Here is a 22,228-nt window from a genome sequence, read left to right as displayed (position 1 = left end):
TTGCCCGGAGAAAGAGAATGCCAGCAAATGCAGGTGGGATTTACTACGACATCGAAATGGATGTGCAGGGCTTGATTACAGCGCAAGAGCGAGTAAATCAACGCCTCGATACGCTTGAGCGCGGCTTTGATGGCACGACCAAAGCTGTTGGTAACACCGAGCGCTCAATGCTTCGCCTTTCCGGTGTCGCAACTTCCCTCGCGGCGGCATTATCGGTGCAACAGGTATCGGAGTACGCTGATGCATGGGCGACCGTTAACAACAAACTCGCAAACTCCCTGCGCCCTAGCGAGCAATTAGTTGATGTCACGCAGCGTGTATTCGACATTACTCAACAGACTCGCGGCAGCCTGGATGCAACTGCATCGCTTTATGCTCGCCTTGAACGGGCTACCAGAGAATACGGCACAAGCGCACAGGATCTGACGAAACTTACGACGATAATCAACCAGGGTTTTGTTGTTTCTGGCGCCACAGCTCAGGAAGCAGAAAATGCCATTATTCAGCTCTCCCAAGGTCTGGCATCTGGAGCTCTTCGTGGTGAGGAATTCAACTCAGTAAACGAGCAGGGTAACCGTCTAATTGTCGCGTTAGCCGACTCTATGGGCGTAAGCATCGGGCAAATGCGCAGCATGGCTGCCGCAGGGAAGTTGACGACAGATGTCGTTGTTAATGGGCTCCTTTCTCAAGGCGCTACAATTGGCGCTGAGTTTGCTAATACTACGACCACAATCAGCCAGGCTTTGCAGGTTGCAGGCAATAACATAACCAAATTCTTTGGTGAAAACTCTACGGTAAAAACTGGCGTTGCAATTTTCAATGATGCCATTGTTAGTGTCAGTGAAAACATTGACGTGCTTAGTGGGATATTGACAGTCGCAGCTGCGGTAATGGGGAGCCGTTATGTTGGTGCATTAACAATGGCGACGGCAGAGAAAATTAAAACTGCCATTGCTGCAAAGAACCAAGCATCTGCAGAAATGCAGGCTGCGCAGGCGACCGCTAATAAAGCCACTGCCGATCTTCGTGCTGCCGCTGTTGCGAAAGAACGCGCGCTTGACGAGATTCGTCTCGCGGAAATGATGAAAGTAACTTCGGTTAGTGCAACAAATGCCATGGCGGCAGAGCAGCGTTTATCTGCCGCACGTGTAGCCGCCGCCGCCGCTGTTGCTAATTATAATAGAGCGTTAGTAGCAAACAACGCCGCTCAAATGGCAGCCTCATCAGGTGCTGGATTGGCAAGTCGAGCCCTAAAACTAATCGGCGGTGCTGGTGGCGCAGCCATGCTTGCAGCCAGCGCTATCATTTATTTCTCTCAGCGGGCCAAGGAAGCTAGAGACGATGCCAATAACCTAGCAGACAGCGTCAATGAACTGAGCGCTAAGTTCCAGACGATGTCTAACACGGAATTATCAGCGTCAATCGCTAAAATGAGCCAAACCCTTCCTGAATTAAGTGACGCCGTCGCAGACGCTAAAAAAGAATTTAATGACGCAACTTATGCTGTCCAGTTTCAGCAAAAAGAAATTAATAATTGGGGTACAAATACTACGCGCGGAAAGCAAGCTGCCGAGGCTTTGGGTGGAGCGCAAGATAAACTTGCTATTGCTGCATTGAATCTGGAAAGAGCCCAGAACCGGCTTAGCCAGACCCAAAACGCTATTAACATTGGCCGGGCAACGCTAAATGGAACAATGAAGCAAGGAATTGATTTGCTTCGCAGGGATGGTGATCAGGCTGGGGTTGCGGCAGGGATGATGAGCCAACTTGGAGACATGATTAATTTTGCTGCCAAAGCAAAAGATAATTTTAATTCCCGCAGCCTTGTGGTCGATCGCCCGAAAGATATTCAGGATTATTTAGATAAGCAGCAGGAACAGATAACCCTTCAAAGCGAGTTTAATGAGAGAAAAAGAGCCCAGTTAAAAGCCGAGCAGGACATCAGGAAATTAGCGGCAAAAGCTAATGCCTCGACAGAGGATACCGAAAACTATGTGCGGATGGCTCGCGAGCGAGCTGGTGCGGATTTTGATCTTGAAAAGGCTGAGGAGGCACGAAGAAAGGCGGAGGCGGAAGCTGAATCTCAGGGTAAAAAATCAGCAACCCAAGCCGAATCTATCGCTCAGAAACTGGCGAACTTGAAACAGCAATCAGAGCTGGCTGCCGGTTCGACGCAGGAACTTAGCCGCGAGCAGCAGATACTGGCAGCCGAACAGTCATTAGGTGCCCATGCGACTGATGAACAGAAGCAAAAGGCCAGAGAGTATAAAGCCGCAGCAATTGACGCTGCCGCCGCTGCTAAAGGGGTGGCTGAAGCACTTAAGGCAATGCCGGAGCAAGCGGAGAATAAATCTTACGCCGACTCCATGCAGAACCTGAAGGCGGCATTAACCGCGGGGAAAATTGACCTTAAAGAATACAACGCCTCCACTGAAAAGCTGACGCAGCAACACCAGATCAATCTCGCAAAAATCCGCGCGCAGCAGGTTGTTACTCCTCAGCAGGCGGCCCAAGGTGAGGTGGACCCAGTTCAGAAACTGGCAAACCAACATGCGCAGGAACTCGCTTTAATCCAGCAGTTTGAAAGCCAGAAGGGGCAGTTAACTCAGCGTGGAATTGAGTTGGCAAACGCCGCCAATACCCAATATGAGCAAGCCCGCATCGCCGCGCAGTGGGAGATTTACCGCAACCAGAGTACAGGCAATGAGCTTTTGGCGACCTCACTTGAAGGCTTGCAGAGCGGCGCGACTAACGCCCTCACTGGGCTAATCAATGGCACCCAGAGCCTGCAGGAGGCAATGGCTAACGTCGGCTCCACCATCATCAACAGTGTGATCGGCAGTCTCGTCGAGATGGGGATGCAGTGGGTTAAAAATCAGGTGATGGGGCAGGCAGCGGCAGCGGCCTCATTGGCGTCTACCATGGCACAGGCAACTGCTGCGGCATCCGCATGGGCTCCGGCCGCAATCAGTGCGTCGATCGCTACCTACGGCACTGCTGCAGCTGTTGGGCAATCTGCGTATGCAGGCTCACTCCTGTCCGCAAAGGGTATGGCTATTGCTGGCGCTCGCTATAACGGCGGCCCGGTATCTGCCAACTCCATGTATCAGGTTGGGGAGAATGGTAAGCCTGAAATCTTCAAAGCCTCTAACGGCAGCCAGTACATGATACCGGGTGACAACGGGCGGGTGATTAGCAACCAGGACATGCAGGGTGGTGGCGCTGCTTATCACTACAGCCCGACGATACAGATCAACGGCAATCCAGATGACAAAACCATCGCGCTGGTGGAAGCCGCTGTGGCTCGCGGCGGCAAGCAGGTATACCAGCAAATCAGTGGTGACCTGGCATCAGGTAAAGGAAACGTCTCTAAAGGCCTGCAAAACGGCTGGACCGCCAAAAGGAGAGCCGGTTAATGGGTATTCAAACCAATATCAACTATCCGCATCAGTACCTGCCAATGCCTCAGCGTTCAGGGTACGGATTTACGCCAGTTAGTCCACTTCAGCGCTCTACTATGACATCAGGCAGGACTCGCCAGCGCCGAAAGTACACGTCGGTTCCGACTGAGGCGGGCGTCTCGTGGGTGTTTAGTGATGCCCAGTCACAGCTATTTGAAGCCTGGTTTAGGGATGCAATTACTGATGGCTCTGCGTGGTTTAACATGCGCATGCGAACTCCGCTTGGAGTAGGTGATTATGTCTGTCGGTTTAAAGATATTTACGACGGGCCGATGCTGTATGCGCTGGGGTTCTGGAAATTCACGGCAACGCTAGAACTGTGGGAGCGACCGCTATTGCCGCCGGGATGGGGTAATTTCCCGGAGTTTATTGCCGGGCAAAGCATCATCGATTATGCGCTGAATAAGGAGTGGCCAGAAGCATGACTATACTGGACAGGCTTTATTCCAGTGGTGGAGATGAAGTTATTATCGACACGCTGCAGATTACCGTTGGTAGTCAGAATTACTGGCTGACGCGGGGCTGGGATGATATCCAGGTGATTCTGGAAACGGGGGATGCCGCAACGTTTAAAGGCTCTGCTATCGACGTGGCACTCCCGGCGCGTAATGCCGACGGAACGCAGGACCTGAAATTTGCGATCAGCAACATCGATGGTGAAGTCTCGACTGCTATTCGTAATGCTCTGGATAACCTCAGCGATGCATCTATAACTTTTCGCCGGTATGTTTCTTCTGACTTGTCAGCTCCGGCTACACCGCCATTCACTCTGTCTGTCAAAGAGGGGTACTGGACGGCGACGGAGGTACAAATTACCGCCGGGTATATGAATATTCTCGACACAGCCTGGCCTCGCTTCCGTTATACGCTCCCACTGTTTCCTGGGCTTCGCTACCTCCAGTAGGAAATCATCATGTTTAATCCTGATAAATACCGTTCAGTCACCTGGCTGAAGGGCGGCCGGTTGTACCCGCAACTTGACTGTTTTGGCATCGTTAACGAGGTACGTCGTGATCTCGGATTAGCGCCCTGGCCGGAGTTCGCCGGCGTGACAAAAGATGATGGCGGGCTCGAACGTGAGGCGCGGGGATTAATGGCAGGGCTCACCCGTTGTGAGCCGACGGCCGGCGCAGGTATCGCCTGTTATTCGGGTTCAATGGTGACACACGTCGCCATCGTAGTCTGTATTGGCGGGGTGCTGCATGCCGCTGAGTGCAATCCGCGCGCTAACGTCTCCTTTTTGCCGCTGTCGCGGTTCGAACGTCGATTTGTGAGAGTGGAGTATTATCAGTGACCATCCGTATTTTCCCCTCCAGATTACCCGGTGAACCGCTGGAAAGGCACGAGCACGGCATGCTGACGCTGCACGACTGGCTGCTGCAAAACGTGAAGAACTATCAACACGATCAGCAGCAACCCATTGCGGTCGAAATTGATGGACTTCCGGTATTACCAGAAGAATGGCCAAACGCCTCTATTCAGCCGGACAGTGACGTTCGCATTTTTCCCGTTCCGTACGGTACAGGGGCAGAAATAGCATTATGGGCAGCAGTAGCTGTTGCGGTGGCCAGCGCGGCGTACTCTATCTACATGATGAGTACCATGCAGACGGGCAGCAGCCAGCAGCCTTCCAATGGTGATCAACTGGAGCTTAATCCGGCGAAAGCCAACATGGCTAAACTGGGCGATCCCATCCGGGAAATTTTCGGTAAATATCGGGTGTGGCCGGATTATGCAGTGCAGCCTATCAGTCGCTTTGATTCCGCCGATCCAAAAAAGTACATCACCAGTATGTTTCTCTGTGTCGGCGTCGGGGATATGACTATTCCTGCGTCTTCTGTCCGTATTGGCTCTACACCAGTGTCTGCATTTGGTGATGATGTCAGTTATACGCTTTATCCACCAGGGGCGATGGTGTCATCAGACAGCCGTACGGAGAACTGGCACAATAGTGGGGAGGTTGGGAATACATCTTCTGGTACCGCCGGGCTTGACCTAACATCAACAGGCCCACAATCAGTCAGCGTAACTGCAGAATCAGTATTGTTCAGCGGGAATACGATCACACCACTGGAGGTTAGTTCTGGTAGTGAGGATGTAGAGATCCCACCGTCCTGGGTAACGGGAACCATCATCACGGTAGAAGCGCCTATGTCGTATCGCGTGGTAAATACCGGCGGATACAGCGTGATTTATGGTGATGTTGATGAACTTGCCCCTGTTGTTGGCATGCCGGTGCTGCTGGGGTTCAACGAATCCGATTACGCGCTGTTTATTTCTGGCTATACGCCGGGAGTACCGGCCGTTCCTGGCGTGGGTGGCTCCGCTGCCAGCGTCACAGGCAATGCAGCGCCAACGACCTATGATTTCAGTTCATCGCCGGTCACGTTCAGTATTGGCTGGCAGAGCGACACGTACGCCGTATCTCTGCTGACAAACTACGTCACAATGAGTGGCCTGGTTGATGCTATCAGCACCCAGTTAACCGGCTCCGGGCTGGTTGCTCGCGACGTGGCGGGAAAATTGCAGATTGTTGAGGCATCCAGTCCGTTTGCTGGCGGCAGTATCAGCCACAGCACACTGCCGATCTCTGCGTTCGGTAATGCCCCTGTTGATGTTGCTGGGACAGAATCCAGTGGCGGCACCGCTGCTGTTGAAGCACATATTACGCTGGCCTATGACAGCGCCAGCGGGCGGCGGTTTACCGGTATACCCGACGGCGTACAGCGAATCAGCCTGGGATATGCAGACGGGCAATTCCGCATTACGGATATTGATGATCAGACTATTACGGTTGAGCGTATTCGAGAATCAGGCGATGCCGTTATTGCCGACCCGTCATGGCCGGGGTTTACCGCACGCACTCTGCTGGACTCAAGAGTAACAGGCGTAAATGACGACTATTCGTGGCTGGGTCCATTTATGGCCTGTCCGGATGGTGAAGCGACGACCGTCATTGAGAACAATTTTATCTTCCCGAACGGACACATCCAGTACAAGAAAAATGGCGATGCCCAGTCACACAGCGTTCAGGTGCTTGTGCAGTACCGGAATGCGGCAACCGGCGGCACATGGCGTCAGGTGGCATACAGTTTCTCCGGTAAAACGGTTGACGGACACGGGTTCACACGACGAATCAGCGGACTTGCGGCGGCACAGTACGAGGTCAGGGTTCGCCGAACGACAAAAATTGGCGGCTCGCGTACGGTAAATAACGTGTACTGGCAGGCAATGCGGTCACGACTCAGTAAGCGGCCTGCACGTTATGCGGGAGTCACCACTATAGCTCTGTCTGTCAGAACGGGTAATCGCCTGGCAGCACAGTCCGACAGGCGAGTCAATGTCACGCCTACCCGGCTGTACGGTAATGGCCGGATATCGCGGAGCATCAGCGGGGCGCTGTATCACGTACTGGAGTCATTGGGCTTCACTGACCCTCAAATCGACCATGCAGCAATTGACGCGCTGGAGTCTGGCACCTGGTCTCCGCGCGGTGAAACCTTCGACTGGACTACTGGAGACAGCTCGTCGGCGCTGGAGGTACTGCAAAAAATCACTGCCGCCGGAATGGGATACTTCCTGCTCACTGACGGGCTGGTGTCGGCAGGCAGGGAAGGAATCAAATCGTGGACCGGGATGATCACACCGCAGGAAATGACAGAGGAGTTGCAAACGTCATTCAAAGCACCGAGTCAGGACGACTACGGTGGCGTGGACGTAACGTATCTCAATGGTACCACCTGGGCAGAAGAAACGGTGCAGTGCCGTCTGCCGGGCAATCCGACACCTGCAAAAGTAGAAAGTTATTCTCTCGACGGCGTGACCGATCAGGATCGTGCCTGGCGCATCGGCATGCGCCGGTTACTCGGCTACCGCCTGCAGCGCCTGCAACACACCACATCAACGGAAATGGATGCGCTCTGTTATCAGTTCATGGACAGGATTGTGCTGTCTGACGATATCCCAGGAAGCCAGACACTGAGCTGCCTGATAACGGATATGTCGTATACCGGCAGCACCATAACCCTGACACTCAGCGAACCACCAGATTGGTCGTTCGACAATCCGCGCGTGATTATCCGTCACCAGGACGGCAGCGCATCACCGATGCTGACGCCGACGCGTGTCGATGATTTTACGCTGACAGTGTCGAACACGGGCTCGCTTGAGCCAGAAAACTGGGACATGGGCAGCCCGTACATCGAGCCACCACGATTGCTGTTTTGTTCATCGACACGCGTTCCCTACGATGCGCTGATTGGCGAAATCACGCCCGGTAGCGACGGCACAAGTCAGGTCACGGCAGTGCAGTATCACCCCGGTAAATACCAGTACGACGATGCCAGTTACCCCGGCGACGTTGCATGACATAACGATTATCTCCACCCGGCCACCGCGCCGGGTTTTTAATGCCCGGAGCAAGCATGACTAAATACGCCACCAAAAATCCACTGGGTTCTACAAGCCCGTACGACCTGTTTGATAACGCCCAGAACTTTGATATCGCGGTTAACAGCATTACTGCGGCAATCTGGAATGATCGCTTTGGAAAGCGCCGGATGAGTTGGTATGGTATCGAATCTCTTGCAACGCAATCGATGCTTAATTATGGCTATATCACGGCGAAGTCTTTTGAACTTGGCGCTACCCTCAACACTCCTAACACTGTTCTCCAGTGGGAAAGCAACGGCGAATACTACCGATGGGATGGGGGCTGGTCTTCTCCCAAAGTAGTTCCACCTGGCTCCACTCCTGAATCAAGTGGTGGGATAGGGCCAGGTAAATGGGTGAGTGTCGGTGATGCTGCATTACGAAAATATGTGAAAAGAGGTTTGTTTCTTAACGACATTATTCCAGGTTCATTTGCTGATAATCTCGATGACGTAGCGGTTGGCACTTTGCTACCTGTCTCATCGTATATTCGCGTCAATGGCGCTGTGTATCGCTGCTCGCCAGCAGCAGGCGGCGTCGTGACTGAAGTGACCGCGCGGTATATTGTTGCCGACGGTGTTAAAAGTTACCTATCGCATATTTCCCGTCACGTAAGTGGCACTCACAAACCGCTGAACTGGAAACTCGAGTTCAGCGTTAACGACGATAATATTACTGCTGATCTCAAAGCTGAATTTGGCTACACCGTTATGGGGTTTCAGGGGTTGCACATCGATCGTTACGATAATCTGGTTTACATCGGCTGGCAGACACTGAACCCTGGATCAGTATGGGTAACCGTCCATGACTGGATTACCGGGGAACTGGTTACCCGGTTGCATTTTCCGAACAACGTTGGTGCGCCAGAAGGCATCCATGTATACCGCGTGTCAGGGCAACGCTACATTCTTCTGCCATACAGCCCCAACCGTACTATCCGTACTTATGCGATTGCCGATCCCCGCACACTCACTGATAAGACCCAGGTTACTGAGTTTAAAGAATCACCCGATTTGGGTGTTCGATACCAGCTAAGCGGCTGGGCCAATACTCTGCTCTATGAGAATGCCGATCTTGGCTGGCCGAAAATATTCAATGTAGAGACGGGTGTTTCCAATATATTTAACTCCGTTTCAATCACCGCGCTTATTAACGGTGCGTACTCACCCAGGGGGACAATAACCGTTGGTTCAGGGGTTGTGGGGCGTGGGGCCGGAAAACCGAAACGTCAGGGGATCGCCCTCGGTTCTCAGCGTATTTTTGCGGGTGCTGGCGCGTCTACGACCGCAGCGACAGGATGGTCATTTGCTGGCTTACAAGGCTACGCTGAATACGGCCTTGATGGTACGGAAGTAGGTCAATATCTGATCACCCCGGCTGACTTTAAATCTTACTGGGATCGCTACACAGGGCTGAATACTTACTCGACGGAAAATGAGGGGATTCAATCGTGTGATATTGCGGGTGCTGAAGAGCAGTACCTGCTGCAGTCGGTGCGTTATATTTCAGCCGATAACACCAACTATCGCACGCTGAACATTATTCGTGTGAACTGCCCTGTAAATGAACCTGGAACCATTGACCTAAGTCAGCGAGCCAGTTCTGCTGCTCAGATCTATAATCCGCGGGGGAGAAACTTGAATGCCGGTCGCTATCATGTCAACCCGGCTGATGGTGTCGCATTATTTTCAAGCGTCCAGGTAATCGCAGAGTATCTGCGAGCAACTGACGTTGGCGAATATACCTGTTATCTGGAAAGCGATCTCCCCTTCTTTGAAGGCGGTGCGTCGGCGCCGGGGCAGGTGACGGTGCCCGCCTACAATCACATACGAATTGAGTATGTCAACGGTGATACATGGAACGTTACCGTCACCGGCACAAACAGGGAGCAGAATTACACCGCCAGAATCACGAAAAATGGCGGCTATAACACCGTTGCTAAAATTGGTGGCCGCAGTATTTCGATCCGTGGTTCTGCGGGCCTTGTTGATGTATCTGTGAGATCGCCAACCGCGTTAACCCTGCCCACCTTCGTCGGCGACTGGTCTACGGGAATTAGCACGGGAGCAATGGGGGGAACGTCAGTCTGGCAACCAACGGGAACTGGGAACGGAGCTCTGTGGGAATCTGGGTATTCAACGACGCGCGCATTGCAGGTTTTCATGAGTTCAACATCGCGGCTTTTTTTCCGATATGCCGGTGATGCCATTCGGGATGGGAATACTGGTTGGGCAGAAGCCTGGTCAACACTAAACACGACGGTTGATAGCTCAGGATTTATCAAGAAAGCCTCTCCTGTTGTGAAAATCTTCACCGACGGAAGAAGCGAAACTAACCGTGAATCAGAAGGTGTTACTGTCACGCGTGAGGATGTTGGCATTTATCTGATTACGGGGTGCGTCGGGCTTAATGCCGATCCTGCGTGGGGCGGTATTGATGGCGGTTTCGAAATACCTTGTGACCGAAATAAACAGCCGCTGGTGTGGCTGGATTACGAAGTTAACGGTGATGGTTCGGTTCGGGTGAAGACTTATCACCGCACTCATCCGGGGGCGCCAGTTTTTGCACAGAACAACATTGAAGGTATTGAAAATGGTGATCCGGTAGATATTCCAGCCGATCAATTTGTCTCTGTACGTGTTGAGATGCCTGACGATTCGATGTGGAGCCAAACACTGAAAGACCTGGAAACGCAACTTGTTGATGATGACAGTAGCGAGACGTTGCAATAGCGGCTTAGATATTTCCTGAGCTGCGCAGGTAGTTATATTTATGAAGTAAACACAACGCCCGCATTAGCGGGCATATTTTTCCTTTGGGGGCGGTGGGGATGGTGTGAGCTGGCTTTCCAGACTCGGATCGTGGTTACTAAGTTCTGAAATGATTGTGTTGCCCATTATTCAGCTACCAGCCAGAACTCGGCCTCTTCAAACATCTCCTGAACAGCTCGACTGATTTGCCCTTTCTCATGCTTGCTGGCGTTAGTATTGATAGTCGGTAATGTCATCATCGGTTTAACTCTCACATCAGCATCAGGGAAGATGTGATGAAACACCGTCAGCAGCAATTCAGGCGGCAAGTATGTCGCCTGAAGCCTCTGTTAATGTAAACGAAGGTAAGAGGTGTAACGGCATCTGTTAATCATCGGATCGCATGCTGACGATTGACGCGCTACAGTGTAAGATGCACGCCAATGCACGGACGGGTAGGTTTTCCAATGTGTCCACCACTGTGTCCATTAAATAAAAAACGAGACGCAACAGGGTTAAAAAATCCTTATTTATGAAGAATATACGTAACTTTTCTATCATTGCACATATCGACCACGGTAAATCAACGCTGTCTGACCGTATTATTCAGATTTGCGGTGGCCTTTCCGATCGTGAAATGGAAGCGCAGGTTCTGGATTCAATGGATCTGGAACGCGAACGTGGCATTACTATTAAAGCGCAGAGCGTGACGCTGGATTTCAAAGCGTCCGATGGGGAAACCTATCAGCTTAACTTTATCGACACCCCAGGCCACGTTGACTTCTCTTATGAAGTTTCACGTTCTCTGGCTGCCTGCGAAGGCGCACTGCTGGTGGTTGACGCTGGGCAGGGCGTAGAAGCGCAGACGCTGGCGAACTGCTATACCGCACTGGAAATGGATCTGGAAGTGGTGCCGGTTCTAAACAAAATCGACCTGCCGGCCGCCGATCCTGAGCGCGTAGCGGAAGAGATTGAAGACATTGTCGGTATCGATGCCACCGATGCAGTACGCTGCTCGGCGAAAACCGGCATTGGTGTGACCGACGTCCTGGAACGTCTGGTGCGCGATATTCCGCCGCCGGAAGGCGATCCAGAAGGTCCACTGCAGGCGCTGATCATCGACTCCTGGTTCGATAACTACCTGGGCGTGGTCTCGCTGGTGCGTATTAAAAACGGCACCATGCGTAAAGGCGACAAAATCAAAGTGATGAGCACCGGCCAGGTCTACAACGCAGACCGTCTGGGCATCTTTACGCCAAAACAGGTTGACCGTACCCAGTTGAACTGCGGCGAGGTAGGTTGGCTGGTTTGTGCGATTAAAGACATCCTGGGCGCACCGGTCGGCGATACGCTGACGCAGGCGCGTAACCCGGCTGATAAAGCGCTACCTGGCTTTAAAAAGGTGAAACCGCAGGTTTATGCCGGTCTGTTCCCGGTAAGCTCCGACGATTACGAAAACTTCCGTGATGCGTTAGGCAAGCTGAGCCTGAACGATGCTTCTCTGTTCTATGAGCCAGAAAGCTCCACCGCGCTGGGCTTCGGCTTCCGCTGCGGCTTCCTGGGTCTGCTGCACATGGAGATCATTCAGGAACGTCTGGAACGTGAATACGATCTGGATCTGATAACCACCGCGCCTACCGTAGTGTATGAAGTGGAAACCACCAGCAAAGAGACTATCTATGTAGATAGCCCGTCTAAGCTGCCGCCGCTGAATAATATCTACGAACTGCGTGAGCCGATTGCCGAGTGTCATATGCTGCTGCCGCAGGCGTACCTGGGCAACGTCATCACCCTGTGCATCGAGAAACGTGGCGTACAGACCAACATGGTTTACCACGGTAATCAGGTTGCGCTGACCTATGAAATTCCGATGGCGGAAGTGGTGCTCGACTTCTTCGACCGTCTGAAATCTACTTCTCGCGGCTATGCGTCTCTGGACTACAACTTCAAACGTTTTCAGGCGTCTGACATGGTGCGTGTTGATGTCCTCATCAACAACGACCGCGTTGATGCGCTGGCGCTGATCACTCACCGTGATAACTCTCAGAGCCGTGGTCGTGATCTGGTTGAGAAGATGAAAGAACTCATCCCTCGCCAGCAGTTCGATATCGCAATTCAGGCGGCCATTGGTACGCACATCATTGCGCGTTCAACGGTTAAGCAGCTGCGTAAAAACGTTCTGGCGAAATGCTACGGTGGTGATATCAGCCGTAAGAAAAAGCTGCTGCAAAAACAGAAAGATGGTAAGAAGCGTATGAAGCAGATCGGTAACGTCGAACTGCCGCAGGAAGCTTTCCTCGCCATTCTGCATGTCGGTAAAGACAGCAAATAATCTTAAGGAGTTGGCATGGCGAACATGTTTGCCCTGATTCTGGTGATTGCCACACTGGTCACGGGCGTGTTGTGGTGCATTGATAAATTTATCTTTGCACCTAAACGACGGGAACGTCAGGCTGCTGCGCAGGCGGCAACTGATGATTCGCTGGATAAAAAGACGCTGAAAAAAGTGGGCCCGAAGCCGGGCTGGCTTGAAACGGGGGCATCGGTTTTCCCGGTGCTGGCGATTGTGTTGATTGTGCGCTCATTTATCTATGAGCCGTTCCAGATTCCGTCTGGTTCGATGATGCCAACCCTGCTGATCGGTGACTTTATCCTGGTGGAGAAATTCGCCTACGGGATTAAAGATCCTATCTATCAGAAAACGATTATTGAAACCGGCCATCCAAAGCGCGGCGACATCGTGGTATTCAAGTATCCGGAAGATCCGCGTCTTGATTACATCAAGCGTACAGTGGGCTTGCCGGGTGACAAAGTGACCTACGATCCAGTCGCGAAGCAGGTCACGATTCAACCAGGATGCAGTTCTGGCCAGGCGTGTGGTAATGCGCTGCCAGTGACCTATTCCAACGTTGAGCCGAGCGATTTCGTGCAGACGTTCTCCCGCAGCAACGGCGGCGAGGCGACCAGCGGCTTCTTTGAAGTCCCGCAGGGCGAGAGCAAAGAGAACGGCGTGCGTCTGGCGCAGCGTCAGGAAACTCTGGGTGAGGTTAATCACCGGATCCTGACCGTGCCAATTGCCCAGGACCAGGCCGGGATGTATTACCACCAGTCCGGTCTGCCGCTGGCTACCTGGATCGTTCCACCGGGGCATTACTTCATGATGGGCGACAACCGCGACAACAGCGCGGATAGCCGTTACTGGGGCTTTGTGCCGGAAGCGAACCTGGTGGGTAAAGCAACCGCCATCTGGATGAGCTTTGAAAAACAAGAGGGTCAATGGCCAACCGGCGTGCGTTTAAGCCGCATCGGTGGGATCCATTAATTAACTCTCCGACTTCACGCGGCAGCCAAATAACTGCCGCGTGAATTATTTAATGTTTTAATCCATTCAAAGTAACGACATCCATTGTCGTTGCGTATAGAATATCCCCCCGAAGTTTGGATGTCTCTGACCGGGAGACACGGCACACGAAACCGCATTGGTTTTCCTCAGGTCTGTTTCGTGTGCTGCATTGTTGACGCATTCATTTATTTGGTATCGCATGAACCCCATCGTAATTAATCGGCTTCAACGGAAGCTGGGCTACACTTTTATTCATCAGGAGCTGTTGCAACAGGCGTTAACGCACCGTAGCGCTAGCAGCAAACACAACGAACGCTTAGAGTTTCTGGGTGATTCGATTCTAAGCTACGTGATCGCCAACGCGCTCTATCACCGCTTCCCTCGCGTGGACGAAGGCGACATGAGTCGGATGCGCGCGACGCTGGTTCGTGGAAATACGCTGGCGGAAATCGCCCGTGAATTTGAACTGGGCGAATGCTTGCGCTTAGGGCCGGGTGAATTGAAAAGCGGCGGTTTCCGTCGGGAATCCATTCTGGCGGATACGGTTGAAGCATTGATTGGCGGGGTATTCCTCGACAGCGATATTCAAAACGTTGAACGACTGATCCTCTCCTGGTATCAGACCCGTCTGGACGAAATTAGTCCGGGCGATAAGCAAAAAGATCCTAAAACGCGCTTGCAGGAATATCTGCAAGGCCGCCATTTGCCGCTGCCATCTTATCTGGTGGTACAGGTACGTGGGGAAGCACACGATCAAGAATTTACTATCCACTGCCAGGTTAGCGGCCTGAGTGAACCGGTGGTTGGCACAGGTTCTAGCCGTCGCAAGGCGGAACAGGCTGCCGCCGAAGAGGCGCTGAAAAAGCTGGAGCTGGAATGAGCGAAGAAAAAAACTACTGCGGATTTATTGCCATCGTCGGTCGTCCGAACGTTGGCAAATCAACCTTACTGAATAAGCTGCTCGGGCAGAAGATTTCCATCACTTCCCGAAAAGCGCAGACCACGCGCCACCGTATTGTCGGTATCCATACCGAAGGGGCCTATCAGGCGATTTACGTCGATACCCCGGGCCTGCATATGGAAGAAAAGCGCGCGATTAACCGTCTGATGAACAAAGCGGCGAGCAGCTCTATCGGTGACGTTGAGCTGATCATTTTCGTGGTCGAAGGCACCCGCTGGACGCCGGACGACGAAATGGTGCTCAATAAACTGCGCGGCGGTAAAGCGCCGGTCATCCTGGCGGTGAACAAAGTCGATAACGTACAGGAAAAAGCGGATCTCTTACCGCACCTGCAGTTCCTCGGCAGCCAGATGGACTTCCTCGATATCGTCCCTATCTCGGCTGAGAGCGGGCTGAATGTGGACACCGTTGCTGGTATCGTGCGTAAGCACCTGCCGGAAGCGATCCACCACTTCCCGGAAGATTACATCACCGACCGTTCACAGCGCTTTATGGCGTCTGAAATCATCCGTGAAAAACTGATGCGTTTCCTGGGCGCAGAACTGCCGTATTCAGTGACCGTAGAAATCGAACGCTTCGTCTCTAACGAGCGCGGCGGTTACGACGTCAACGGCCTGATTCTGGTTGAGCGTGAAGGGCAGAAGAAGATGGTTATTGGTAACAAAGGTTCCAAGATCAAAACCATTGGTATCGAAGCCCGTAAGGACATGCAGGATATGTTCGAAGCGCCTGTTCACCTGGAGCTGTGGGTGAAAGTGAAATCAGGCTGGGCCGATGACGAACGCGCACTGCGCAGTCTCGGTTACACCGACGATCTCTGAGTAAACTACTCTATGGCTTTCTGGTTGCAGGAAGGCGGCAAGACTGAGAATCCCCCGGAGCTTACTTCAGTAAGTGACCGGGGTGAACAGGTGCAGCCAACGCACCAGCAGCCTGAAAGACGACGAGTATGATGGAGGGCTGGCAGCGCGCTTTTGTCCTGCATAGTCGTCCCTGGAGCGAAACCAGCCTGATGCTGGACGTCTTCACGGAAGAATCGGGTCGCGTGCGCCTTGTTGCTAAAGGCGCACGTTCCAAACGTTCCAACCTGAAAGGTGCTCTTCAGCCCTTTACCCCCCTGTTAGTTCGCTTTGGCGGACGCGGCGAAGTCAAAACGCTGCGTAGCGCAGAAGCTGTCTCCCTGGCGCTACCGTTAAGCGGCATCACGCTCTATAGCGGTCTGTACGTCAACGAACTGGTGTCCCGCGTGCTTGAGCATGAAACCCGGTTCTCTGAACTCTTCTTCGACTATTTGCACTGCATCCAGGCGCTGGCAGGCGCGACCGGCTCACCTGAACCGGCGTTGCGTCGTTTTGAGTTGGCGCTGCTGGGCCATCTGGGTTACGGAGTTGATTTCCTGCACTGTGCCGGGAGCGGCGATGAGGTCGATGACACCATGACCTACCGCTATCGTGAAGAAAAGGGCTTTATCGCCAGTATTGTGATTGATAACAACACCTTTACCGGACGGCATCTAAAGGCGCTGGCGAACCGGGAATTTCCTGATGTCGATGTACTGCGTGCCGCGAAACGCTTTACCCGTATGGCGCTAAAGCCGTATCTTGGTGGGAAACCGTTAAAGAGCCGCGAATTGTTCCGCCAGTTTGTCCCGAAGCGGTAGCCGATATTGTGCTCATCCCGCTTTCTCTCTCGCCATTTTGGGCAGAGGGCGGGGTGAGGGAAAAAGAACGTTAAAAATAAAAACACGAGGATTGTCATGGCTGAATTACTGTTAGGCGTCAATATTGACCACATTGCCACCCTGCGTAACGCGCGCGGCACCGCCTATCCGGACCCGGTACAGGCGGCATTCATTGCCGAGCAGGCCGGTGCCGACGGCATCACCGTGCATTTACGCGAAGACCGTCGCCATATTACCGATCGCGACGTGCGCATTCTGCGTCAGACGCTGGATACCCGCATGAACCTGGAAATGGCGGTGACGGAAGAGATGCTGGCGATCGCCTGCGAAACCAAGCCGCATTTCTGCTGCCTGGTGCCAGAAAAACGCCAGGAAGTGACCACCGAAGGCGGTCTGGACGTTGCCGGTCAGTTCGATAAAATGCGCGACGCCTGCAAACGCCTGGCGGATGCCGGTATCCTGGTTTCACTGTTTATCGATGCTGACAACGCACAGATTAAAGCCGCCGCTGATGTCGGCGCGCCGTATATCGAAATCCATACCGGCTGCTATGCCGACGCGACGACCGACGCTGAACAGGCTAAAGAGCTGGAACGCATCGCCAAAGCGGCTACCTACGCGGCAAGCCTCGGTCTGAAGGTCAACGCCGGACACGGTCTGACCTATCACAACGTGAAAGCCGTTGCCGCGCTGCCGGAAATGCACGAGCTGAACATTGGTCACGCGATTATTGGTCGCGCGGTGATGACCGGCCTGAAAGAGGCGGTAGCCGAGATGAAACGTCTGATGCTGGAAGCACGCGGCTAATGGCCATTTTAGGGTTAGGTACCGACATCGTCGAAATCGCCCGTATTGAAGGAGTGATCGCCCGTAGCGGCGATCGCCTCGCTCGCCGTGTATTGAGCGATAATGAATGGGCTATCTGGGAGACGCATCAGCAGCCGGTGCGTTTTCTGGCGAAACGCTTTGCGGTCAAAGAGGCGGCGTCAAAAGCGATGGGCACCGGTATTCGTAATGGGCTGGCGTTCAATCAGTTTGAAGTTTACAACGATGAGCTGGGCAAACCGAAGCTGCGGTTATGGGGTGAAGCAAAACTATTGGCGGAGCGGATGGGGGTTGCGAATATGCACGTGACGCTCGCCGATGAACGCCACTATGCTTGTGCCACGGTGATTGTTGAAAGCTAAATTTTGTCCGCGTGGTGCATCTGGACAAACTTGTCCCACAGACGTTCTTCGCTTTCCAGATGTGCCGGATCCTTTAAAATGGTATTCGGGATCGGGCACACTTTCTGGCAGGTTGGCGTGTCGTAATGGCCGATGCATTCGGTGCAGCGATCGCTGTTGATCTCATAGATACTCTCACCCATCGAAATGGCCTCATTCGGACATTCCGGTTCGCACATATCGCAGTTGATACATTTTTTGGTGATTAACAGCGCCATCAGGACATTCTCAGAAACATAATAAACAGGGCGCGCATTATACGCTCATTTTCCACTCAGGCCATACCTTTTCTGTGGTAATAGCACGGCCGATCAAACCAGTTTTTTCACCAGTGCTTCACTGTGGCGAATACGTTCCGGTGCGTTTTCCAGATCTTGTTGCACCAGACCCATAAACAACAGGTCGGTTAACATCATCTGGGCGCTGGTGGAGGAGATTGCCGCACTGCGCGTGGCCTGTTCTTCGGCGATGGTATACAGGCAGTGAGTTGCCCGCTGCTGGAGGGCATTCGGCGAAAAACCGGTAATCGCCAGCACTTTCCCTCCGACTCGCAGCGTCTCGTCAGCGGCCAAGTTAATTTCCCGGCGGGCGCCGGAATAGGAGATAGCCAGCAGTAAATCGTCCTTAGTCATTGCCTGGACGGTGGCCAACAGGGCATGCATATCCAGCTCGGAAACGGCGTTGACACCGATTTTCATCAGCTTCCAGCTAAAGTTACGCGCCACCAGCCCCGATGCGCCAATCCCGGTGAGAATAATGCGTCGCGCACTGCGCAGCAGCGTTACCGTTTCCACCAGTTTATCTTCGCTATTCACGTCGAGTGATGCATGCATCGCCGCGACATTATCCTTAATCAGCTTCTCGCCAACCAGACGCAGCGGATCGTCGCCGCAAATCTGGTTATGCACCGGCACCGAATGCGGGTTGACGCTGCTGGCCATCGCCTCACTGAGCGCGAGCTTTAGCGCGGGGAAGCCTTTAAATCCGAGCTTTTGGGCAAACTTGACCACGCTGGACTGGCTGACGCCGGCCTGGCTTGCCAGCTGCTGTGAGCTTAAATGACGCGCCTGATCCGGCTGCGCCAAAATAAAATCCGCCAGCTTTCTATCGCTTTGCGCCAGCTGAAGATAGCGCTGGCGAATACTGATTAAACAATTCATGAGAACCTCACGGGCACAATGACCACTGTGTACCGAAGCACCACTCTGCTCGTTTGAAAGAATTATGTATTCTATTATAACCAGATACAGCGAATTAAATATTCCGTGTGCCGGCAAAACTCAACTCTTTTCACTCGAATCCTTGTTGAAGGCCCGTTTGGCGAAAGCGGGTGGGGGATCTGTTAATCTATTGCCTGGACTGATACCGAATAACAGGAGTCTCATTTGACCAGCCATTCCCGCCGCGTGGTGTTCTTTGACCTTGATGGCACGCTGCACCAGCAGGATCTGTTTGGCGCATTCATTCGCTATCTGCTGCGCCGTCTGCCGCTCAATGCGCTGCTGGTTGTGCCACTGCTGCCTATTATCGGTGCTGCAATGCTGATAAGAGGGCGCGCGGCGCGCTGGCCGATGAGCGTGCTGCTTTGGGGCTGTACGTTTGCCCGCCGGGAAGCGACGTTAAACGCGCTGGAGGCCAGCTTTATCATCTGGTTCCGGGCGACGGTGACGCCATTTCCCGTGGTGCAGCAGCGCTTAGACAGCTACCTGAGCCGTGAGGACGCCGACGTCTGGCTGATTACCGGCTCGCCGCAGACGCTGGTCGAACGCGCCTACGTCGATGTACCGTGGATGGCCCGGGTGAACCTGATTGGCAGCCAGATGCAGCGTGGGTTCGGTGGCCGCGTGTTATCAGTCCGCTGCCTGGGACATGAGAAAGTGGTACAACTGGAGCAACGTCTTGGTGCACCGCTACGTTTATACAGCGGCTATAGCGACAGCAAGCAGGATAACCCGCTACTCTTTTTCTGTGAGCATCGCTGGCGGGTGACGCCGCGCGGTGAGCTCGAGCAGCTGGAATAAGCGGGCGCTGCGCTTTGGTGGATTTTGTGTATAATGCGCGGCGTTTTATCATCTGGAGTCTTCACGTTGTCCGACATTGAACTGAACCATGAATACTGGATGCGCCATGCGCTCATGCTGGCCAAACGCGCCTGGGAAGAGGGTGAAGTACCGGTGGGTGCGGTATTGGTGCATAACAACCAGGTGATTGGTGAGGGCTGGAATCGTCCGATTGGCCGCCATGACCCGACCGCGCATGCGGAAATCATGGCACTGCGTCAGGGCGGTCTGGTGCTGCAGAACTATCGTCTGATTGATACCACGCTGTATGTGACGCTGGAACCCTGTGTGATGTGCGCCGGGGCAATGGTCCACAGCCGCATTGGCCATCTGGTATTTGGCGCGCGTGATGCCAAAACCGGTGCGGCGGGCTCGCTAATCGATGTGCTGCATCATCCCGGTATGAACCATCGGATAGAATTTACCGAAGGGGTGCTGGCTGACGAGTGCTCCGGCATGCTGAGTGATTTCTTCCGCTATCGTCGCCAGCAGCAAAAAACGTTGAAGCAGGCCGCGAAAGAAAATCCTCCCGCGGCCCAATAGCTTATTTTTTATGCCGTGACATTAAAAACGACACCGCGTCGTTTTGATTTGGTGACGGCATAAATGAGAACAGGCTGTAGTGGTTCTGATTGAGTTCGTCTGATGATACCGCCGGATAAGCCTGCGCTATCGCCATCTCATCCGTTGCCTTCTTCTCTTTTTCCTGCAAATAACCGACCAGGCTTATCTGGTACTTACGAATATTTTCGACGTAGGTGTAGGCCTCATGCCCGCGTGCATAGCCGTAGGTTAGCTTGCTGTACCATGGCTTCTGGCTCAGCAGCGGCAGGCGCTGTTTAACGTCAGCCCAGCTGTCCGGATTACCTTTTTGCTTTGCGGTAAGCGCCCGGGCGTCAAGCATATGGGCATAGCCCATGTTATAAGCCGCCAGCGCAAACCAGATCCGCTCTTCCTGCGGGACGCTCTCCGGCACTTTGGTCATCATATCCTGGATATAGCGCATGCCGCCGCTAATGCTCTGCTCGGCATCGGTACGGTCGCTTAATCCCAGGCTCTGGGCGGTATTTCGGGTCAGCATCATCAACCCGCGTACCCCGGTGGGTGAGGTGGCTAGCGGGTCCCAATGAGACTCCTGATAAGAGATGGCGGCCAGCAGCTTCCAGTCTATTTCGCTGGCGTACTTTTCAAATAACGGCCGCAGATCGGGCAGCACGTTATCCACTGCGCGCAGGAACGTACGGGTATCGACATAGTCAAAATCGTCGCCATGCCCGAGATACTTCTCCTCCAGGCGGGCAAGGGTACCGTCCTCATTCATATTATTGAAGAAGTCGAGCATCGCCGCAGAAAGCGTATTGTCGTCGTCTTGCAAGCTAAACCAGGTCACCGGCTGCTCGTCGGTGATATCCAGCGCCACCGCGAGTTCCGGGTGTACGCGCTGGAACAGACCGATGGCGACCGAGTCGGCAATGGTGTAGTCCAGTTTGCCGTCGATCACCGCCTGCATCAGGCCTACCGAACCGCGTTTTTCATCAACGGTCCATGAGAGGTCAGGGTACTTCGTTTCTTTTAAGCTTTGCAGATCGCTAATCACCACCTGACCCGGCGCTACGGTGAGCTTATCGGCGGTGACGTTGCTCAGGTTACGCGGGCGCGTGTTTCCGACACGGTAGACCATCTGCTGCGAAACGGAGTAATAGGTGGGGCCGGGCTGATAGTTCTTGCTCCGCTCGCTGTTATAGACCAGCCCTGCGGCCAGCATATCGGCGTTGCCGTGGTCGAGGTCATCGAAAAGCTGGCTGATGTTCTGGCGTACGGTAATTTTCAGCGTCACGCCAAGGTAGTCAGCAAACTGCTGAGCCAGCTCGTAGTCGAGGCCGATATCTTTATCATTAAAGGTGCTATAGGTCAGCGGCGAGAGCACGGTACTGACGCGCAGCTCCCCCCGCTCTTTGATCGCGGCGATTCGGTTTTCTGGTTTGCCAAACCAGGGAATGGATGGCCACAGGGCCGCTGCCAGCAACAGCGTCACAACGCCGATGAGCAGGTAATTAATCTTTAGTTTTTTCAAATAGTTAATTCGCTGAGATGTTAAAAGTTATCCCTGACGACACTAAGGTTTGCTACAGATTGAGCGGCATTTTGCTTAACATTACGCCAGTTGGCAACTGATTCGAGAAGTGAGTCACATCTATTGGTAAAGCGCGGCAATGATTTTATTTCGACGCAAACGGTTTCGTCAGGGCGCAGGATTCTCTATAATAGCGCCCGTTCTCCCCCATTGCGCACACTGAAAGCTGAGAAGACGAGAG

General features: G+C 53.4%; 18 protein-coding genes and 1 pseudogene. 15 read left to right on the top strand and 4 right to left on the bottom strand.

What is annotated here, in order from left to right:
• Window positions 1–17 precede the first annotated feature (17 nt).
• The 6 genes from LZ634_RS03915 to LZ634_RS22730 are packed head-to-tail and all read left to right on the top strand — an operon-like array spanning window position 18 to window position 10,624.
• Complete coding sequence (locus LZ634_RS03915) at window positions 18–3,416, top strand: tape measure protein (protein ID WP_234502451.1); 3,399 nt, start codon at window positions 18–20, stop codon at window positions 3,414–3,416.
• The gene (locus LZ634_RS03910; RefSeq protein WP_234502449.1) at window positions 3,416–3,886 is read left to right on the top strand and encodes a hypothetical protein; all 471 of its coding nucleotides are present in this window, start codon (window positions 3,416–3,418) and stop codon (window positions 3,884–3,886) included. Before LZ634_RS03915 ends, LZ634_RS03910 begins: the two co-directional genes overlap by 1 nt.
• Entirely contained in the window at window positions 3,883–4,365 is a 483-nt protein-coding gene (locus LZ634_RS03905) for a DUF1833 family protein (RefSeq protein WP_234502446.1), read from the top strand. The genes LZ634_RS03910 and LZ634_RS03905 overlap by 4 nt, the downstream gene beginning before the upstream one ends.
• A 9-nt stretch (window positions 4,366–4,374) precedes the next feature.
• The gene (locus LZ634_RS03900) at window positions 4,375–4,755 is read left to right on the top strand and encodes a nitrite transporter (RefSeq protein ID WP_234502444.1); all 381 of its coding nucleotides are present in this window, start codon (window positions 4,375–4,377) and stop codon (window positions 4,753–4,755) included.
• The gene (locus tag LZ634_RS03895) at window positions 4,752–7,829 is read left to right on the top strand and encodes a host specificity factor TipJ family phage tail protein (RefSeq protein WP_234502442.1); all 3,078 of its coding nucleotides are present in this window, start codon (window positions 4,752–4,754) and stop codon (window positions 7,827–7,829) included. Before LZ634_RS03900 ends, LZ634_RS03895 begins: the two co-directional genes overlap by 4 nt.
• A 56-nt stretch (window positions 7,830–7,885) precedes the next feature.
• A complete protein-coding gene (locus tag LZ634_RS22730) occupies window positions 7,886–10,624 on the top strand; it encodes a phage tail protein (protein ID WP_414467727.1) in 2,739 nt (912 codons plus the stop codon).
• A gap of 164 nt (window positions 10,625–10,788) precedes the next feature.
• Here the strand turns inward: LZ634_RS22730 and LZ634_RS03880 are convergent.
• Window positions 10,789–10,941 (bottom strand): annotated as a pseudogene (locus tag LZ634_RS03880) (DinI-like family protein); the annotation flags it as partial.
• A gap of 233 nt (window positions 10,942–11,174) precedes the next feature.
• On the opposite strand from LZ634_RS03880, the gene lepA reads away from it, so the two are divergent.
• The 7 genes from lepA to acpS all read left to right on the top strand — a co-directional run bounded on the left by lepA (window position 11,175) and on the right by acpS (window position 17,814).
• A complete protein-coding gene (gene lepA / locus LZ634_RS03875) occupies window positions 11,175–12,974 on the top strand; it encodes a translation elongation factor 4 (protein WP_234502440.1) in 1,800 nt (599 codons plus the stop codon).
• A 15-nt stretch (window positions 12,975–12,989) separates the two neighbouring features.
• Window positions 12,990–13,964 carry a signal peptidase I gene (gene lepB / locus LZ634_RS03870; protein ID WP_234502438.1) on the top strand — a complete coding sequence of 325 codons (975 nt, stop codon included), beginning with the start codon at window positions 12,990–12,992 and terminating at the stop codon, window positions 13,962–13,964.
• 220 nt (window positions 13,965–14,184) lie between these two features.
• Window positions 14,185–14,865 carry a ribonuclease III gene (rnc, locus tag LZ634_RS03865; protein ID WP_052282246.1) on the top strand — a complete coding sequence of 227 codons (681 nt, stop codon included), beginning with the start codon at window positions 14,185–14,187 and terminating at the stop codon, window positions 14,863–14,865.
• Window positions 14,862–15,767, top strand: coding sequence for a GTPase Era (gene era, locus LZ634_RS03860; protein WP_234502437.1), 906 nt, complete (start codon window positions 14,862–14,864; stop codon window positions 15,765–15,767). Before rnc ends, era begins: the two co-directional genes overlap by 4 nt.
• A 131-nt stretch (window positions 15,768–15,898) precedes the next feature.
• Window positions 15,899–16,606, top strand: a complete 708-nt coding sequence (gene recO / locus LZ634_RS03855) for a DNA repair protein RecO (protein ID WP_234502537.1) — start codon at window positions 15,899–15,901, stop codon at window positions 16,604–16,606.
• A 96-nt stretch (window positions 16,607–16,702) separates the two neighbouring features.
• The gene (pdxJ, locus tag LZ634_RS03850; protein WP_234502436.1) at window positions 16,703–17,434 is read left to right on the top strand and encodes a pyridoxine 5'-phosphate synthase; all 732 of its coding nucleotides are present in this window, start codon (window positions 16,703–16,705) and stop codon (window positions 17,432–17,434) included.
• Window positions 17,434–17,814: a holo-ACP synthase gene (gene acpS / locus LZ634_RS03845; protein ID WP_234502435.1), complete on the top strand. Its 381-nt coding sequence runs from the start codon at window positions 17,434–17,436 to the stop codon at window positions 17,812–17,814. The genes pdxJ and acpS overlap by 1 nt, the downstream gene beginning before the upstream one ends.
• Here the strand turns inward: acpS and LZ634_RS03840 are convergent.
• Both LZ634_RS03840 and LZ634_RS03835 read right to left on the bottom strand, forming a co-directional pair.
• Window positions 17,811–18,071: a YfhL family 4Fe-4S dicluster ferredoxin gene (locus tag LZ634_RS03840; RefSeq protein WP_234502434.1), complete on the bottom strand. Its 261-nt coding sequence runs from the start codon at window positions 18,069–18,071 to the stop codon at window positions 17,811–17,813. The two genes, acpS and LZ634_RS03840, sit on opposite strands and share 4 nt — an antisense overlap.
• Window positions 18,072–18,164: 93 nt before the next feature.
• Window positions 18,165–19,013: a MurR/RpiR family transcriptional regulator gene (locus tag LZ634_RS03835; protein ID WP_234502433.1), complete on the bottom strand. Its 849-nt coding sequence runs from the start codon at window positions 19,011–19,013 to the stop codon at window positions 18,165–18,167.
• Between the two features lie 225 nt (window positions 19,014–19,238).
• On the opposite strand from LZ634_RS03835, the gene yfhb reads away from it, so the two are divergent.
• Both yfhb and tadA read left to right on the top strand, forming a co-directional pair.
• Window positions 19,239–19,874 (top strand): phosphatidylglycerophosphatase C, encoded by a 636-nt coding sequence (gene yfhb / locus LZ634_RS03830; protein WP_234502432.1) that lies wholly within the window; start codon window positions 19,239–19,241, stop codon window positions 19,872–19,874.
• 66 nt (window positions 19,875–19,940) lie between these two features.
• On the top strand, window positions 19,941–20,456 hold the full coding sequence (gene tadA, locus LZ634_RS03825; RefSeq protein ID WP_234502431.1) for a tRNA adenosine(34) deaminase TadA: 516 nt from the start codon (window positions 19,941–19,943) through the stop codon (window positions 20,454–20,456).
• Window position 20,457: 1 nt separating this feature from the next.
• Here the strand turns inward: tadA and mltF are convergent, their stop codons facing one another.
• Window positions 20,458–21,987, bottom strand: coding sequence for a membrane-bound lytic murein transglycosylase MltF (mltF, locus tag LZ634_RS03820; protein WP_320673443.1), 1,530 nt, complete (start codon window positions 21,985–21,987; stop codon window positions 20,458–20,460).
• Window positions 21,988–22,228: the final 241 nt, after the last annotated feature.

It is taken from the genome of Kluyvera intermedia (assembly GCF_021440345.1).
GTDB lineage: Bacteria > Pseudomonadota > Gammaproteobacteria > Enterobacterales > Enterobacteriaceae > Kluyvera > Kluyvera intermedia_A.
This window is presented reverse-complemented; position numbering and strand designations above follow the sequence as displayed.